The following is a 17,363-nucleotide window of genomic DNA, read 5'->3' as shown; positions in this document are numbered from 1 at the left end:
CATTAAGAAATTAAGAAAAATTAAGAAGGAAATAAAATGCTGAGTCTTTAACCTATTAGATAAAATTATGATGATTGAAATTAGGATTATTTAGGGGCTTCTTCCTTAATAATCTTAATTTCTTAATGTTTAAGCATTATTCGTAGGTAGGGACAGGTCGAGATCTGTCCTTTAATATATATCATACGTGTCTTTGAGGACAGGTCGCGACCTGTCCAAACAGGAAAATCAAAATATATTCAACCCTCATTTTATATTTTAAGAATTATTGATATATTACAATAGTATTACTAAAGCTTATTGATTTTCATTGATCTTTCTTAGTCAAAAAAAGAAAATGTTTGACAAATAAGTTATTTTTGCGGTTCAAAAATCTAAATCCTACATGGAAGTTAAGGCAGGAGCACTTTTAGAGCAAATCAATTATCCTTCAGACTTGAAAAAGTTTAAAGAAGAGGATCTTGAGCGTATATGTTCTGAACTCAGACAATTTATTGTTGATACCGTATCAGTAAATGGTGGACATTTTGGTTCTAGCCTTGGGGTAGTGGAATTAACTGTGGCCTTACACTATGTGCTAAATACACCTTACGACCAGTTGGTATGGGATGTAGGACATCAGGCATACGGACATAAAATTTTAACTGGCAGAAGAGCTTCTTTTCACACTAACAGGATTTATAAAGGTCTCAGTGGATTTCCGAAAAGGTCTGAAAGTGAGTACGATACATTTGGTGTAGGACATTCATCAACCTCAATCTCGGCGGCTTTAGGAATGGCTGTTGCCTCTCAATATAAAGGTGAAAAAGACAGACAGCATGTGGCTGTAATTGGCGATGGTGCAATGACTGGCGGAATGGCCTTCGAAGCGCTAAACCATGCAGGGATAGAAAATTCAAACGTTTTGGTTATCCTGAATGATAACTGTATGTCGATCGATCCAAATGTTGGTGCTTTAAAAGAATATTTAACAGATATTACTACCTCTAAATCTTACAATCGCTTTAGAGATGATATTTCTAGTGTATTAACCAAAATCTCTGAACTCGGACCCAATGCGCATGACATTGTTAAGAAAATTGAGAAAAGTATTAAAGGCGGACTCTTAAAAAAGAGTAATTTCTTTGAGGCTCTTAAATTCAGATATTTCGGTCCGATAGATGGCCACGATGTTAAACACCTTGCAAAAGTTTTAAAGGATTTAAAAGATATTCCCGGTCCCAAATTGCTCCACTGCGTAACAGTGAAGGGCAAAGGCTATGCTTTGGCAGAAAAAGATCAAACAAAATGGCACTCACCGGGACTTTTCGATAAAATTACTGGAGAAATCCAAAAAACCGTTAACGATAAACCTACGGCACCAAAATACCAAGATGTTTTTGGGCATACCATAGTTGAGTTGGCAGAAAAGAACTCGAAAATCATGGGTATCACTCCGGCGATGCCTTCAGGTTCATCACTAAACATCATGATGAAGGCTATGCCTGACCGTGCTTTTGACGTGGGTATTGCCGAGCAACATGCAGTTACTTTCTCGGCCGGTTTAGCTACTCAGGGAATGGTTCCTTTTTGCAATATTTACTCTTCATTTATGCAAAGAGCTTATGATCAGGTAATTCATGACGTGGCCATCCAAAAATTAAATGTTGTTTTCTGCTTGGATCGTGCGGGTTTTGCGGGCTCCGACGGACAAACACATCATGGTGCATACGATTTGGCATACATGCGTTGCATTCCAAACATGGTGGTTTCTGCTCCAATGAATGAAGAGGAATTAAGAAATTTAATGTACACCGCCCAGCAAGAAAACATGGGTCCTTTTAGCATTCGCTACCCACGCGGAAATGGGGTGATGCCTGAATGGCGTCGTCCGCTAAAAGCCATTGAAGTTGGAAAAGGTAGAACAGTTTGTGAGGGCGATGAAGTAGCAATCCTTAGCATCGGTCACATTGGTAATGAGGCAGTTAAGGCTTGCGCTGATTTGAATGCCGAAGGTATTAATCCTGCTCACTACGATATGCGCTTCGCAAAGCCCATTGATGAAGAATTACTCCACATGGTCTTCAAAAAATTCAAATATGTAGTCACCGTAGAAGACGGTTGCCTACAAGGCGGAATGGGCTCTGCAGTTTTAGAATTTATGGCCGATCATAATTATGCAGCAAAAGTGGTACGATTAGGTATTCCAGATCGTATTGTAGAACATGGTGAACAGCCTGAATTATGGGCTGAATGCGGATTTGATGCTCAGGGAATAGTAAAAACGGTTAAATCTTTTGCTATTAGTAGGGCATCGAGGGTGATGGCATCGTAGGGAATGTTTAATTCTAAAATTCAATTATTTAAAATTCACAATTCCAGAAAATATTAAAAAGATAGATTATTCCTTAAATGAATTTTAATTCACTCGAACAAATCATTGCCTGCCCATGTTGCAAAAAACCACTATTAAAAAATAATGAGGAGTATTTATGCTCAGATGATTCTTGTGATTCAAGCTATCCAGTTTACCATGGGATACCTATACTAATCAACCCGCACAACGATTTATTTGAACAAAAAGATTTTGAACAAAAAGAGGATATCTTTTTTAAAACTTACAAAAATCCCGTTATTGGCTTCCTTAAAAGGATACAACCCGATATCACTTTCAATAATATAAGTGAAAAAAATTATCTTAATATAAGTGAACTCATCAAGAAAAACTCCAATAATCGCATTCTAATTCTAGGTGGAAGTGTTGATGGAGTAGGGATAAAACACCTGAAAAATATTCTCAAAGACGAGGATCTATTGATTGAAACAGATGTTTCATACGGACCTAATACAACGATTATTTGTGATGCTCACGAAATTCCTTTTGCAGATAACAGTTTCGATTTAATTATAGCTCAAGCAGTTTTAGAGCATGTTCTAGATCCTTTTAAATGTGTTAATGAAATGAATAGGGTGCTTAAAAACGGTGGACTAATTTATGCTGAAACACCATTTATGCAACAAGTACATGGTGGCAAATATGATTTTCTTCGATTTACAGATATCGGCCATCGACGGATGTTTAGAAATTTTAGAGAAATACAGCGTGGTGTTATTGCTGGTGCTGCTTCCTCACTTACTTGGTCATTAAAATATTTTCTTACAAGCTTTGCCAACAGTAAAAAAGTAGATCGTATATTAAGTTATACAGGTACTTTTCTATTCTTTTGGGTAAAATACTTCGATATAATACTCAATAAAACAAAAGGAAGTATTGATGCTGCAAGTGGACTCTATTTTCTTGGAAGAAAAGAAGATGGATACCTATTAAGTGATAAAGAACTCCTGAATTCTTATAGTGGCTTCAGGTATTCATCTGAAAAATAATAAGGTATATTTCTAAACCTTGTTAAAATTATAATTTCACAAATCAGCTAAAAATTTATAATAAAAGAGCTAGTAAAATAATCTATTATGGCTCATGATAGACATAGAATTAAACTATAACCATAAAAAGAGTTTGATTTAATTCCGAAAACTATAAAGCATTCGCTTGGTAAGCTTTTTCAAAAACTCAGCTATTTTAATGATTAAAACCGATTTCACTCTTAATTTGGAACTTACAGAATAATACTGATTGTATTTTTCGAATGAATGTTTTTTAAGTGATTCAATATAAATCTTAAATAAAGGATAAACATCCGGTCTATTTTCAAAATTATACTTTTTATGGTGTTTAGAAACCAAATTATCTTCTAAACAGGTAATTGTTGCACCGCTAAAATGAAAAAAGATCAAAGGTGTATTCTCATTAATATACCAGCGACTATCTACTTGTGTAATAAAACGCTCATGCATGTTCCAATGAGCAACATTACAACCCAGATGTCTCAATACATGAACATTTTCAAAATACAATGGAATTAAATTCATCCATAATTGCTCTGCAAACATGCCACGCCGTGAGTCAAAAAAACCTTGATTACGAAGTTTTACCATCCACCAATCTAGAAAAGCAAATGCATTTTTATCTCTCTTCAGTGCAAAAAAACCGGCATTATATATCCCTGATCTCAAAAAATCTCTGTCGTCAAAACCATTACCAGCAGATATAGAAGTGAAAGAATGAGGAGTTAGGATAATACTATCAGATTTTAATGCTTCAAAAACAGGAGAAAGATCAGAAAAAAGCAAAATGTCACTGTCAAGAAAAATGAGCTGATCTACATCACTATATTTTTCAAAAATGAAATTTCCAAAATAGGGTTTTAAAGCACTATTTAGTTCCAAAGGAGTATACTTCGAAAACATTTCATTTAAAAAAGGTAAATTCATGTCTTTAGCGAAGATAAACTCGCTGCCTTTAGAAATTAGATCATGGTCTAATGTATCAGTCAAGCAAATCAAAAATCTTGTCTGCTTGCAGTGAATAGCAACTGAATCTGCTAGAGACAAAGCCCTTCCCAGATGATTAATACTACATACTGTATAAATTACATTCATGATATTGGCAAAAATAGAAGATTATTTAGTTTTGAAAAGAAAATGCTTTATTTATCTTTAGCATTTACCACACAAAACCATATATCTCACAAATCATAACATGATATAATATACAATATGTTAATTTTTCCATTACTGTATATTTCTGCTTTTTTTACTTCAATTAGAGCTATTTTACAAAAAAATCCACAAGGAGGATTTTTCTTCCTAATCTTTGGATTATCAATTTACAATTCTACACTTTCCATATTATTTAATTTTGGCTTAAAATCATACATTCCTCTTTTTCAGCCCTTAAAAGAGCTTATCATACTGGGTATGCTAGGCTCAGTATTATGGAATTTAAAGGAAAAAATAAGATTACATGTAATCGATTACGCCATACTTGGCTACTTTTTATATACATTTTCTTATGTTGTTTTTCCAATAGGTAGTTTCAGTTTTATGGAACGCCTTCTGGCCTTTAAAAGCACATCATTTTTTGTATTAATTTACTTTTGCGGCCGACTGATAGATCCAAAACTCATCTACATAAAAAAATATTTTCATTATATCCTTATAGTTGCGATCGCAGCAGCAGCACTTGTTATTTTGGAGGTTATAAATGATAAACACTTCCAATCATCAACCGGTTACTCAGAATATGTGTATTACTTTTTTGGCCAAGAAGTTGAAGGGAATTATGGATTAACATGGACTTTTGAGCGCTCAGAGGGTGGAGTTAAACGTTTTGCAAGTTTCTTTTCAGACCCCCTTGAGCATGCCTCAGCAACACTTCTGTCATTATCTGTTATAGCTGGTTTATTTACCAATCGCGAAAATAAATTTAATGTAAGTAAATTGGGAATGATGGCAATTGCAGCTACCCTCATTTCCATGATCTTTTCAATTTCGCGATCATCAATGGCGAGCTACTTTTTTATTATTTACGTTTATGCACTAATTGCAAAAAAGAAGCAGCTACTTTTAGGATGCAATGTTTTTATTTTAATATGCATGCTTTACGTAACATACATACTCGCCGATAAAGACATTTATAATTATATAATCTCAACTATAACCCTACAAGATGAATCTGGCATGGGTCACTGGCTTGCCTGGTTATCAGGGCTTGAAGCAATTATGAGTAATCCTCTTGGTCTCGGATTGGGCACCTCAGGAAGGGTTGCTGTTAGTCTCGGCTCAACAATTGGCGGCGAAAATCAATTTATCATTCTAGGAGTTCAAGCAGGAATTATTGCAGTGATCATTTATGTGTTCATGCATTTCGCATTAATATTTTACACCTATAAATGGTATCCGCATCTTGATGGTAAGGAAAGGTCTGTAGCACTAACGCTATTCCTCTTTAAAATCGGCTCTACATTACCGCTCATTACAGCAAATTTAGACTCCTACTCATACATAACCTATATCAGCTGGTTACTTGCTGGACTTTTCATTAATATGATTATGAAAAAAGAGACTCCTAAAACGTAATTGTTAAAAATTATGAGCGGTAAATGATTTTAAAAGTCCCATAAAATACTCTTTATCCATCTTACTCCCAGGAAAGATTTGTTTGAATTCTGACAATGTTAACAGCCTTATTTCTGAAATATATTGCCTCGCATCACTATCAGTCCATTTTTTTAGTCGACTAAACTTTGTTTTTGTTAGAATAAAATATTTAATCTTAGCTGGTAGATAGTCGAAAAAAGGCAATACATAATGTGGTTCAACCAAAAAATGTTTGTTTGGTGTTTGAACAAAATATAAAACACCAACACGTCGCACTTCAGAAGCCATACTAACTTGATTTTCAAAGGTATGGAGATGCTCAATTACCGAATTAGAAAATGCTAGATCAAATTCTCTATCCCCTATCTCCTTAAGATCTATTGCATTACCTGATATCATATTGATATTGGTGTACAAAGACTCTCCTTTCTCTAAATTTAAAATAGTTATGAGATAATCTGGATTATTACCATAACCCCTATTAGTCCAAAAAGATTCGAGCCCCCCTATATCAAGAATTTTCACTGGCTTGGGCATAGTTTCAAGCTTTGCACTTAAGAATTTAAATCTCTTGTCTCTGAATTTACTACCCCAAGATTGTGGATCATCAGATGATTTAAATATATCCTTTATTGACATTAATGTGGTTTTCCTTATTTAAAGGTTATTGGTAATTACTAAATATGCAAATATAATCTATTTAGTCGGATGGCTCGTTAATAATTGCAATCCTAAATCAATTGAACTCTTTAAACATTATATACATCAGTAAAAATTGCTTTCAAAAAACGCATTGTCAAAAAAATAAATTAATTTAAGAGAAATTTAATAAACGTAAATCGAATATTTATTACTATCAAATTAATGTTTCATATTTTAATGATTTAGAAGCCTATATTTGCATGGTATGACAAAAAGACTCACTGTTGGTATTGATATAAGGGATCTTAAAATTGCCAAGACTGGTGCTAGAACCTATTTAGAACAAATACTTATTGAGTTTAGAAAGAATACATATGATTGTGAAATTAAATATTTAGACTCTCCTTTCAAAGTTTATTCAGGCCCTAATAAGTTCCTAAAAATAATAGAACATTTAAGGTTTTTTGTCTGGAAACAAATTGTATTACCAGTAAAAGCATATTATAATAATTGTGATATTCTTTTCTGCACCGATTATTTCGTACCTTATTTACACCTTGGCTTTAAGCCTATTCCAATGTTTTACGATTCATTTTTTTATGAATATCCTGAGCAGTGTAATCCATATTGGTTAAAAATGTTCCATACAATTGGAATTGGAGCTGCGAGAAGATGTCCATACATCATCACATTATCTGAATATTCAAAGAGCAGACTTGTACATTTTACAGGCATTGATTCAGAAAAGATAATCCCAATCCATCTGGCTCCAAAAATTAATTCCCAAATTGAAGCAAACCCAAACTTCAAACCTTTATTCAAACTGCCTACAACAAAATATCTGCTACATGTTGGGGTCCTTGAAAAAAGAAAAAATCTAGTCAGACTTATCGAAGCATTGAAGCTTGTTAGAGATACCGGCCACACAGAATATTCCTTGGTGCTTGTAGGGCTACCCAGTTCCAAGAATGAACTTGACGGTAGCATTGAAATACTTGAAACTATAAAAAGACTAAATTTGCAGGATTTCGTTTTATTGCATGGTTATGCAAGTGAAGAAGAGCTAAGCTTTTTTTATAAAAATGCATTTTTATACGTGTTTCCTTCTACCAATGAGGGATTTGGCCTTCCAGTATTAGAGGCTTTTCATTACCAAATACCCGTAATTGTATCCAATAATACCTGCTTAAAAGAAGTTGGCGCAGAGGCTACTTTATCATTTAATCCATTTAACACTCAAGAAATTGCTGACAAAATAAAAGCAGTTATAGAGCAAGCAGAACTACGAGATGAGCTCATTCAAAAAGGCAGCAAAAGACTTAAATTATTTTCATGGGAGAAAACTACCAAAGAATTAATCAAAATATTTAAAGAAGCTGTCAATAAAAATTAGCATTTTTATGCTCTATTTATGAATCACTAAATTACTAGGTAAACATTAAAAATAAATAAGTGAAAAGAGCCTTAATTTGTGGAGTCTCAGGACAAGATGGTTCATACCTTGCTAAATTCTTATTAGAAAAGGGATATCAAGTTTTTGGTGCATCGCGTGATGCCCACACCTGTTCATTCAATAACTTGAAAATTCTTGGTATAAAAGATGAAATAACGCTAATTTCTATTAATATCACAGACTTTGGCAATACGCTAGAATACATAAATAGAATTAAGCCCGACGAAATTTATAATTTATCGGGACAAAGCTCTGTGCGACTTTCATTTGAGCAACCTCATGAAACTCATGATAGCATCAGTACAGGAAATCTTAACCTTTTAGAGGCCATTAGATTCAGTAATTTACCCATTAAACTTTACAATGCAGGATCAAGCGAATGTTTTGGAGACAGTAGCATTCCTGCGAATGAAAATACTATTTTCCACCCCCGAAGCCCCTATGCCATTGCAAAAGCAACAGCATTTTGGCAAATTGATAATTACCGTGAAGCTTATAATCTTTTTGCATGTACAGGGATTCTTTTTAACCATGAATCGCCCTTAAGGCCTGAGCATTTTGTTACAAAAAAAATCATTTCTGGTGCTTGCAAAATCTATCGCGACAAATCGCATAAGATCAGCCTAGGTAATATCAATATTGAACGCGACTGGGGCTGGGCTCCTGATTATGTTGAGGCCATGTGGCTAATGATGCAGAAAAATCAGCCTAGTGATTATATCATTGCCACTGGAAAAAGTCATACCCTTAAAGAATTTATAGATATTACTTTTAAAGCTTTAGACCTTGATTGGGAAAACCACGTAGTCATAGATGAAGTTCTTAGAAGACCAACTGATCTTCAAATAGGCAGAGCCGACCCAAGTAAGGCAAATGATGAGCTACAATGGAAGGCAAAAATAGGGCTCAATAAAATCATTGAGAATATGATTGAACATGAATTAACCTATTCAGATTATAGTGAACCAAACTCTTATTTATAATTTAGATAGATTATTAAATTTGTAAAGATAAATTTTTGAAAAAAACCGATTAGGAAATTCAAATTTATATCGATTTGTCAAAACTTTATGAAATCAGAAACTTCATTCCTTCGACGATACAAATTTATTGTGGAACGTTTTCCATCCGAATGGCATAGTAAAGATATTCTAAACACCTTTTTTCGCCTTTCATTTTTTTTCATTCGTGGAATGTTCCAACGATTATTCTTTAAAAAATCAAGTGGATGGGTAATGGTTGGCAAAGGCGCGTCTATCCGATATGCACGACATTTAAGTGCTGGTCGAGATTTTATCGTGGAAGATTATGCTGAGGTAAATTGCATGACCTATAGAGGTATTGTAGTTGGCAATCGGGTTACTATTGGCAAACATGCAATTATCAGACCGACAAATATTTACGGTTCAGCAATTGGTGAGGGACTGAAAATTGGGAATAATTCTAGCATTGGCCCATATTCATACATCGGTTGTTCTGGATATATCGAAATAGGCGATAATGTTATGATGTCGCCTAGAGTAAGTATCTATGCCGAAAACCATCTATTTGACCACCCCGACTTAACCATAAAAGAGCAAGGCGTTAAAAGAGAATTTGTGAAAATTGAAGATGACTGTTGGATTGCAGCAAATACCGTGATCTTAGCGGGTGTTACTATCGGCCGTGGATCAGTTATTGCCGCCGGAAGTGTGGTAACAAAGGATGTTCCACCTTACAGCATTGTTGGTGGTGTGCCAGCTAAAGTTATTAAAAGCCGTAAATAAAGATATGATCAATCCTAATTATTCAATTGTATGATTAAAACAGGCAATATCTAATTATGTGTGGGATAATTGGAGCAATAACAAAAAAAAAAGATCCTGACTTTCAATCTAATTTTCTCGATCCGCTTAACCATGCCTTAGATAGGATGGAATATCGGGGACCCGACAATAAAGATATTTGGTCTAATGAAATACTTTGTTTAGGACATCGACGTCTATCGATATTAGACCTTTCTTCTAATGGGAACCAACCCTTCGAATCAAGCTGTAAACGCTATATCATCGTATTTAATGGCGAAATCTATAATTACCAAGAACTCCGCACGACCTTACAAAACCATGGTCAAAAATTTAGAACCAACACAGATACAGAAGTAATTTTAGGTGCTTATGCCCAATTCGGGGCAGATTTTTGCAAGCAATTACGAGGAATGTTTGCCCTTGTTATTTACGATCAAGAAAAAAATGAAATAATCTTTGCTCGTGATAGAATAGGGAAAAAACCATTGTTCATCTATGAAAATGAAGAAACATTGATTTTCTCCTCTGAAGTCAAATTCTTTCATGCATTTAAAAATATCCCACTAGAAATAAATGAAGAAAGTTTACTCAACTTCTTATCCCTTCAATATATTCCTAGTCCACAAAGCATTTATAAAAACGTTAATCAAGTAAAAGCAGGTGAAGTTTTAATTTATAACCTGAAAACCAAACAAAAAAAATCAATTGTCTATTGGGACATGCTTGATCATGTAGGAACTAGAAAACAAATACCCAGTCTAGATGAAATTGATCAATTGATTGAACAAAGTGTAAAATACAGACTCGTTTCCAATGTTGATGTAGGGCTTTTGCTTAGTGGAGGAGTAGATTCTTCATTATTAGCTTGTTACATGACTGAATTATCTCAAACAAAAGTTAAATCTTTTAATGTTGGATTTTCAGACCAAAATATAGATGAATCAAGCTATGCCAAACAAGTTAGTTCTGCACTCAATATTGATTTAATTAGTCTCAATCTAGAGGATATAAGCGCCGACAATTTTTCGCAATCTGTGTTTCATGCCGATCAGCCCTTTGGTGATTCGGCAATGATACCCACCTATCTCATTTCCAAATCGATAGGTAAACATGTCAAAGTGGTCTTATCGGGAGAAGGTGCAGATGAACTTTTTCATGGTTATGAACATTACGGATATGAAAAATATTATTACGGACTTGGGAAGCTGCCTTTTGAAGGAGCAGAGCAAATTTTTAATGTAATCTCTAGTTTAGGAATCCACAAATTCGATAAAATTAAAAATAAACTAAAAAGCATCAATTCATTTAAAAAGGATATTGGAACATCCCGCTGGACCTCAATTATAAGTCCCGATTTAGGCAAACAATTTTTAAATAGAAAAAATCGAGAAATAGGTAATTATGAGAATCAATTTCATAGTTTTTTAAATCAATTTCATAAGAAAGCAGGTAAATTGGAATCAAGCTTAATGCTTGATCTTCTTACTTGGCTTCCAGATGATTTATTGGTAAAAACCGATCGCATGATGATGGCATGTAGCGTAGAAGCACGTACCCCATTTTTAGACCATGAGCTTATAGAAATTGTACTAAGCTCTTCTAGGCATTTTAATTCGCATAATTTCGAATCAAAAAATTACTTACGACAGCTCTTAAAAAAGAAACTTCCTGCTTCAATAGCAGACTCAATTTCTCAAAGGCCAAAACATGGATTTTTAACTCCCAATGATAAGTGGTTAAATTCGAGCCTATCAGACCTTTCAAGCTTTTTATTTTCAAATGAAAATTTAAAAAATAACCCCTATTTGGTTACTGAAAAAATTGCGCAACTTTGGACAGATTACAAAGGGCAGAAAATAGGAACTAACAAACGCTTAGTTTGGAATTTATTTTGCTTTTTAGAATGGTATAGACAGCATGAAACTAAATTTGGATTCAATTCATGAAACAAAATATCCTTTTAGTTGGCCATAGTGGAGATATGTATGGCGCGAGTCGTTCATTACTAAAATTGACAAAAATTCTAAATGAAAATTATAATGTTTTCGTTTTAATCCCAGAAATGGGGCAATTATACACTAACTTAAATAAGCTAATTTCGGCTGAAAGAATAATAGTTTATGATGGCCTTTATATTTTTACTCGAAAGTCATTTAGAATAAAATATCTTTTACCCACCCTCCTGCGTTTTTTTAAAAATTTAATCTTTTTAACAAAAACCATTAGAAAATATGATATTAAAATCATCCATACTAATTCTGGAGTAGTGCCTGCACCTGCACTCGCTGCAAAATTAAGTGGCAAAAAACATATTTGGCACATTAGAGAGTGGTTTGGCGATTTCAAAAAGTTTTGGCCGCTTTACGCTGCATACATGACAAGATTTTCAGATAGAGTTGTTTGCGTTTCCCAAGCAATGGCTATTCAATTTAAACAGGCCAAAAACGTTCAATCCATTCATAACGGATTTGAAATCCCAGAGATACCTAAAGTAGCGCAGCCCTCTGCCGAACTTGAAAATAAATTAAAAGATGCGGATCTTATTATCGGATGCACATCAAGAATACGTTTAATAAGAAAAGGCCAAGAATATTTAATTGAGGCCATTGGCTTATTAAGTCAAAAAACAGGAAGGAATATTCAAGCAATCCTAATTGGAGACTATGTACCTGGATATGAATCCCAAAAAGAGGAATTTAACAACTTAATTAGAAAATTTAATCTAGAAGATCGCATTCACTTTTTAGGGCATTTAGATGATCCGCTTCCATTTTATCGATTATTTGATGTTTTTGTATTGCCTTCAGGCGAACCTGAACCATTTGGGGGAGTAATTATTGAAGCGATGAGTATGGGTTTACCTGTTATTGGATCCAATTTAGGAGGCACTACAGAGCAAATTTCTGACGCTTGGAATGGTTTTTTATTTGAAAATCAAAACTCTAAGGACCTTCTCGAGAAACTTGAATATTTTCTAAATAATAAACATCAACTTCAAATATTTGGATTAAGATCTATCGAAAGAGTAGAGCAAAATTTCACCTTAGAAATCCATAAAAAGAAAATATTAAACCTCTATCAAGATATTTTGATTAATAATCTTTAATAAATATCAAAAGGAATTATTAAGCGCACATTTTACAAATAATTTAATATTTTTGAAGAATAGGCTGATTTTGATTTATTATTAAAAATTAAAATAGCAAAAAAATCATGGGTTTACAATTCCATTGATGCTTTTAACCAATACCTCATCAGAGTGATTTAACCAATTGAATGAAAGTAGCTATCATTGGCACGCGCGGCTATCCTTATGTTTATGGAGGTTTTGAAACATTTGTAAAGGAATTAAGCGAACGTTTAGTTAAAAAAGGAGTAGACGTACATATTTACTGTCAGCGAGACCTTTTTGATAAAAAGCCAGTAATGATAAATGGCATTCATCTTCATTATATTCCAACAATTCAAACTAAATCATTAAATCAAATAGTTCATTCTTTTTTATCTATTCTACATGCCACATTTAGTAGTGTAGATGTTATTTTGGTGGTTAATCTAGCTGCCGGACCAATGGGATGGATACCTAAAATAACTGGCAAAAAAACAATCATTAATGTTGATGGATTAGAATGGCTTAGGCCAAAATGGAAAGGTTTAGGGGCATTATACTTTCGTTTCGCAGCAAAACTTGCTACAAAATTATACGATTTGATAATTACTGATGCCGAGGCAATGCGCGATGTGTATTTAGAAGAATTTAAAAAAGATTCTTTAGTTATTGCCTATGGTGCACCAGCCTTTAAAAAAGCTGATTCTTCTCTATTAAGCCGTTTTAATATTCTCCCAGACGATTATTACCTCATTGTGGGTCGGTTAATACCCGATAATAATGCTGATTTAATTATTAAAGCATATTTAGAGTCTAACTCGCAAAAAAAGCTAGTTGTAGTTGGTGATGTACCCTATAAAGATGTTTATGCAGAATCTTTAAAGAAAAATGCAGGCCATAGGGTTAATTTTATTGGCTATGTTCGAGATAATGAGGAACTTATGGCCTTATATCAAAACTGTTTTACTTATATTCATGGACATAAATTTGGTGGAACAAACCCTGCAATGCTAAAAGCCATGTCTAATAATTGTTCGATACTTGCTTTAAATACAAAATTTAATAAAGAAATGCTAAGAAATGGCGAACTTGGCCTATTCTTTGATGAGGATACGAAATCATTAAATTACGCTTTTAATATACTTGAAAGTAAACCAGAATTGGTGCAAAAACTTAAAAAAGAAGTCGCCTCTGGATTAACTGATAAATATAACTGGGATGCTGTTACAACGGCTTATCAGTTAGCAATGAATAATATTACTAATAAAACGCGAGCATAATTCTCCATGACGAGACCTTATTTTCTTTATAACGGATTTAAACATTTAATTGATATTCCTCTACTCATTCTGTCTTTTTTGATAGCGGATTATTTTAGCAATGGAGTCCTAACTAGCAGTCAAGATTCTTTCGTTTTTATACTAATTTCAATGATTTCTTGGTACGGCGCAGCAACGGTATCAGGCTTATCTAAAGACCTCAGATCCAATAGGTTTGCAGAAGAAATAATCTATATTTTAGTAACTTTAATTCTCTTTGCTATTGTTCTAACTTCTTTCCTTTTTTTCTTTAGAAATACACTCACATTAAGCAATAACTTTCTGTTCACTTACTTCCCAACTCTCTTTATACTCACAATTCTATTTAGGTATATTTTTAGAAAATATCTGCATAGTGTATTTTATAGCGGACGTTTGCAGGAAAAAATCATATTGGTCGGTTCTACACCCTCAGCAAAAGATTTTTATGATACCATAAACCTTCACACTTATTATGGCTATAAATGTATTGGATTTATTGATGATGAAAATACAAAACTCAATGGATCCAAATACCTCGGAAAAATAAGTGATTTAAATACCATACTAAGCGAAACAACGGTAGATGAGGTAATTATTGCTTTACCGAATTCACAACACGAACAAATTAGTGCCTGCATAGAAACTTGCGATTATCATGCTAAAAGAGTAAGAATTATTCCAGATCTCTACCTCTATGCATCAAGTAACATCAGCATTAATACCATAGGGCTATTGCCAGTAATCAATTTTCGTTCCCTACCTCAAGATAGATGGGGAAATAAATTGCTGAAAAGAAGCTTTGATATCGCATTTTCTATTGCATTTTTCATATTCATCGGTATCTGGATCATGCCCTTTTTTGCATTATTAATTAAACTAAGTTCTAAAGGCCCCGTGTTTTTTAAACAAGAAAGATGGGGACTAAATAATCGGAAAATTAATTGCTACAAATTTAGAACAATGCACCATGGGAGTCCGGAGACAGATGAAAATGGCGACTTTTTACAAGCTACCAAAAACGATAGCCGCATCACCCCTCTAGGGAAAATTTTTAGAGAATTAAACATCGATGAGCTCCCACAATTTTGGAATGTTCTTAAAGGCGATATGTCTGTTGTTGGTCCCAGACCACATGTAACCCCACTAAATATATCGTCCATTCAACATGTAGATAAATATATGCTCCGACACTTGGTAAAACCAGGAATTACTGGCTGGGCACAAGTTAATGGATGTAGAGGGGAAACTTCAGCTCCAGGCTCCATGCAAAAGAGAGTTAATTATGATCTTTATTATATCCACAGCTGGACATTTTGGCTCGACTGTCAAATTATATTGCAAACTATCATTCTGACAATAAAAGGGGATCAAAATGCTTATTAACATTAAAAAGCAATTATTTTTTATCTTTTTTCTATTAGTTTCTCTGATAGTAACCAATACTAATGAACTAAATGCTCAAGTTGTTTGGGAAAACCCCAAACATCCCATACATGATTTCCTAACCCGTCAATCACAAAAAGGATATATTGAGCTTTCAGATTTTATTCTCCCTCTAAGCAGAAAGAATATTTCTCAAAGCCTCTCCATTCTTAGAGACTCTTCCCATAAATTCACTAACACCGAAAAAAAGGAACTCGCTTTTTATGAGCAAGAATTTTCAGAATTTAAGCCTGAAATGAAAGAGCAGACAAACTTTTTTAAAAAAGATGCCAATAATAGATTGGGAATGCTATCCATTAAAAAAAATGATTTTTTGCTGAGGGCTGATGCAGTTATCGGCTTAGAAACTACACAGGGACTAGAAAAGAGCATTATCAAGCAAAGCAACGGACTCAAATTTTGGGGACATGCTGGGAAAAACTTCTCATTCCAAACCTATTTTACTGATAATACCGAAACTGGAACTGGTATCGACACCATCAAACAATTTAATAATGAAGGTGGAATAGTTAAGACTGAAAATGTCGATAAAAACCCTAAAATTCTTAACTATACCAAGTTCAGAGGAAATATAACCTATGCTTGGCAAAATGGCTCAATGAGTATCGGGCATGATAATTTATTATGGGGCTATGGAGAAAGTGGCAGGATAGTAATGTCGGATAAAGCACCGGCTTACCCCTTTATACGACTAGATTATCAACCATTAAAATGGCTTAAGTTTCATTATGCACATGCTTGGCTGCAATCTGCAATTGTTGATTCTAACCGCACATACGGCAAAGGAAACGATATTTATGGGACTGAGCGAGAACTATTTGTCCATAAATTTATGGCCACACATAGCTTAAACTTTTTCCCAACAAAAGGCTTATCATTAAGCATCGGTGAATCTATCATTTATAGTGATCGAATTGATGCAGGTTACCTCATTCCGCTGATGTTCTTTAAAGCTTACGACCAATATTCTAGTCGTTATCGTATAAATTCAGGCTCCAATGGTCAGTTTTTCTTTCAAGCTTCATCAAGAAACCATATTAAAAACACTCATTTTTATTCTAGTCTTTTTATTGATGAAATAAGAATCTCTGAAGCTTTTAATAGTCAGAAAAACAGAAATCAAATCGGCTTTAATTTTGGCGCATCAATAACAGATCTTATTATTCCTTACCTCACTTTGGGGACAGAGTATGCAAGAATCAACCCATTTGTTTACCAAAATTTAATCCCGGCACAAAATTATACCAATCAGAATTATACACTTGGCGACTGGATAGGCCAAAATGCAGATCGATTTACCCTGTGGTTCAAGTATAATCCTATCGCCCGCTTAAGTACCCGGGTACAATATGATTATATCCGTAAAGGCGAAGATGGAAGCCTCGAAGATCAATATTATGCCGAGCCTCAACCTAAATTTCTTGCCAATAATTACGTTCCTCAAAAACAATTATTAGTTGAAGTGAAATTTCAATTATTAAATGAACTTAATTTAAGAGCCACTTATTTCAAACAAGCAGGTATTATTCGCCCAAATCTTCAACCCAAGGCTATCCCTAACGAATTCAGATTTGGAATATCATACGGCTTTTAAAACTGTTGTTTGTTATTAATTGCTAAATTTAAGCAAGAGTGCTTATTGTATTAAA

General features: G+C 33.9%; 13 protein-coding genes. 11 read left to right on the top strand and 2 right to left on the bottom strand.

The window, feature by feature from the left end; translation table 11 throughout:
* Positions 1 to 385 precede the first annotated feature (385 nt).
* The gene (gene dxs / locus QZ136_RS00620) at positions 386 to 2,314 is read left to right on the top strand and encodes a 1-deoxy-D-xylulose-5-phosphate synthase (protein WP_291399384.1); all 1,929 of its coding nucleotides are present in this window, start codon (positions 386 to 388) and stop codon (positions 2,312 to 2,314) included.
* Positions 2,315 to 2,391: 77 nt separating this feature from the next.
* Complete coding sequence (locus tag QZ136_RS00615; RefSeq protein WP_291399383.1) at positions 2,392 to 3,363, top strand: methyltransferase domain-containing protein; 972 nt, start codon at positions 2,392 to 2,394, stop codon at positions 3,361 to 3,363.
* A 138-nt stretch (positions 3,364 to 3,501) separates the two neighbouring features.
* Here the strand turns inward: QZ136_RS00615 and QZ136_RS00610 are convergent, their stop codons facing one another.
* Positions 3,502 to 4,374 (bottom strand): hypothetical protein, encoded by an 873-nt coding sequence (locus tag QZ136_RS00610; protein WP_291399382.1) that lies wholly within the window; start codon positions 4,372 to 4,374, stop codon positions 3,502 to 3,504.
* A gap of 222 nt (positions 4,375 to 4,596) precedes the next feature.
* On the opposite strand from QZ136_RS00610, the gene QZ136_RS00605 reads away from it, so the two are divergent.
* Entirely contained in the window at positions 4,597 to 5,958 is a 1,362-nt protein-coding gene (locus QZ136_RS00605) for a hypothetical protein (RefSeq protein ID WP_291399381.1), read from the top strand.
* A 3-nt stretch (positions 5,959 to 5,961) separates the two neighbouring features.
* Here the strand turns inward: QZ136_RS00605 and QZ136_RS00600 are convergent, their stop codons facing one another.
* Entirely contained in the window at positions 5,962 to 6,618 is a 657-nt protein-coding gene (locus QZ136_RS00600; protein ID WP_291399380.1) for a class I SAM-dependent methyltransferase, read from the bottom strand.
* Positions 6,619 to 6,886: 268 nt separating this feature from the next.
* Here QZ136_RS00600 and QZ136_RS00595 point away from each other — a divergent pair, with 268 nt between their 5' ends.
* The 8 genes from QZ136_RS00595 (at position 6,887) to QZ136_RS00560 (ending at position 17,308) form a co-directional block, all read left to right on the top strand.
* Complete coding sequence (locus QZ136_RS00595; protein ID WP_291399379.1) at positions 6,887 to 8,014, top strand: glycosyltransferase family 1 protein; 1,128 nt, start codon at positions 6,887 to 6,889, stop codon at positions 8,012 to 8,014.
* A 59-nt stretch (positions 8,015 to 8,073) separates the two neighbouring features.
* Positions 8,074 to 9,057 carry a GDP-mannose 4,6-dehydratase gene (locus QZ136_RS00590; RefSeq protein WP_291399378.1) on the top strand — a complete coding sequence of 328 codons (984 nt, stop codon included), beginning with the start codon at positions 8,074 to 8,076 and terminating at the stop codon, positions 9,055 to 9,057.
* Positions 9,058 to 9,144: 87 nt separating this feature from the next.
* Positions 9,145 to 9,840, top strand: a complete 696-nt coding sequence (locus QZ136_RS00585; protein WP_291399377.1) for a DapH/DapD/GlmU-related protein — start codon at positions 9,145 to 9,147, stop codon at positions 9,838 to 9,840.
* A 56-nt stretch (positions 9,841 to 9,896) separates the two neighbouring features.
* Positions 9,897 to 11,807 (top strand): asparagine synthase (glutamine-hydrolyzing), encoded by a 1,911-nt coding sequence (asnB, locus tag QZ136_RS00580; RefSeq protein WP_291399376.1) that lies wholly within the window; start codon positions 9,897 to 9,899, stop codon positions 11,805 to 11,807.
* Positions 11,804 to 12,967 carry a glycosyltransferase family 4 protein gene (locus QZ136_RS00575; protein ID WP_291399375.1) on the top strand — a complete coding sequence of 388 codons (1,164 nt, stop codon included), beginning with the start codon at positions 11,804 to 11,806 and terminating at the stop codon, positions 12,965 to 12,967. The genes asnB and QZ136_RS00575 overlap by 4 nt, the downstream gene beginning before the upstream one ends.
* Positions 12,968 to 13,137: 170 nt before the next feature.
* Complete coding sequence (locus QZ136_RS00570; RefSeq protein ID WP_291399374.1) at positions 13,138 to 14,250, top strand: DUF1972 domain-containing protein; 1,113 nt, start codon at positions 13,138 to 13,140, stop codon at positions 14,248 to 14,250.
* Between the two features lie 6 nt (positions 14,251 to 14,256).
* Complete coding sequence (locus QZ136_RS00565; protein WP_291399373.1) at positions 14,257 to 15,654, top strand: undecaprenyl-phosphate glucose phosphotransferase; 1,398 nt, start codon at positions 14,257 to 14,259, stop codon at positions 15,652 to 15,654.
* Positions 15,644 to 17,308, top strand: coding sequence for a capsule assembly Wzi family protein (locus QZ136_RS00560; protein WP_291399372.1), 1,665 nt, complete (start codon positions 15,644 to 15,646; stop codon positions 17,306 to 17,308). The genes QZ136_RS00565 and QZ136_RS00560 overlap by 11 nt, the downstream gene beginning before the upstream one ends.
* Positions 17,309 to 17,363 lie beyond the last annotated feature (55 nt).

This window comes from Daejeonella sp. (assembly GCF_017495225.1).
In the GTDB taxonomy this organism is placed as follows: Bacteria; Bacteroidota; Bacteroidia; order Sphingobacteriales; family Sphingobacteriaceae; genus Daejeonella.
Note: the sequence above shows the minus strand (reverse complement) of the source record. Positions and strands in the feature narration are given on the sequence as shown.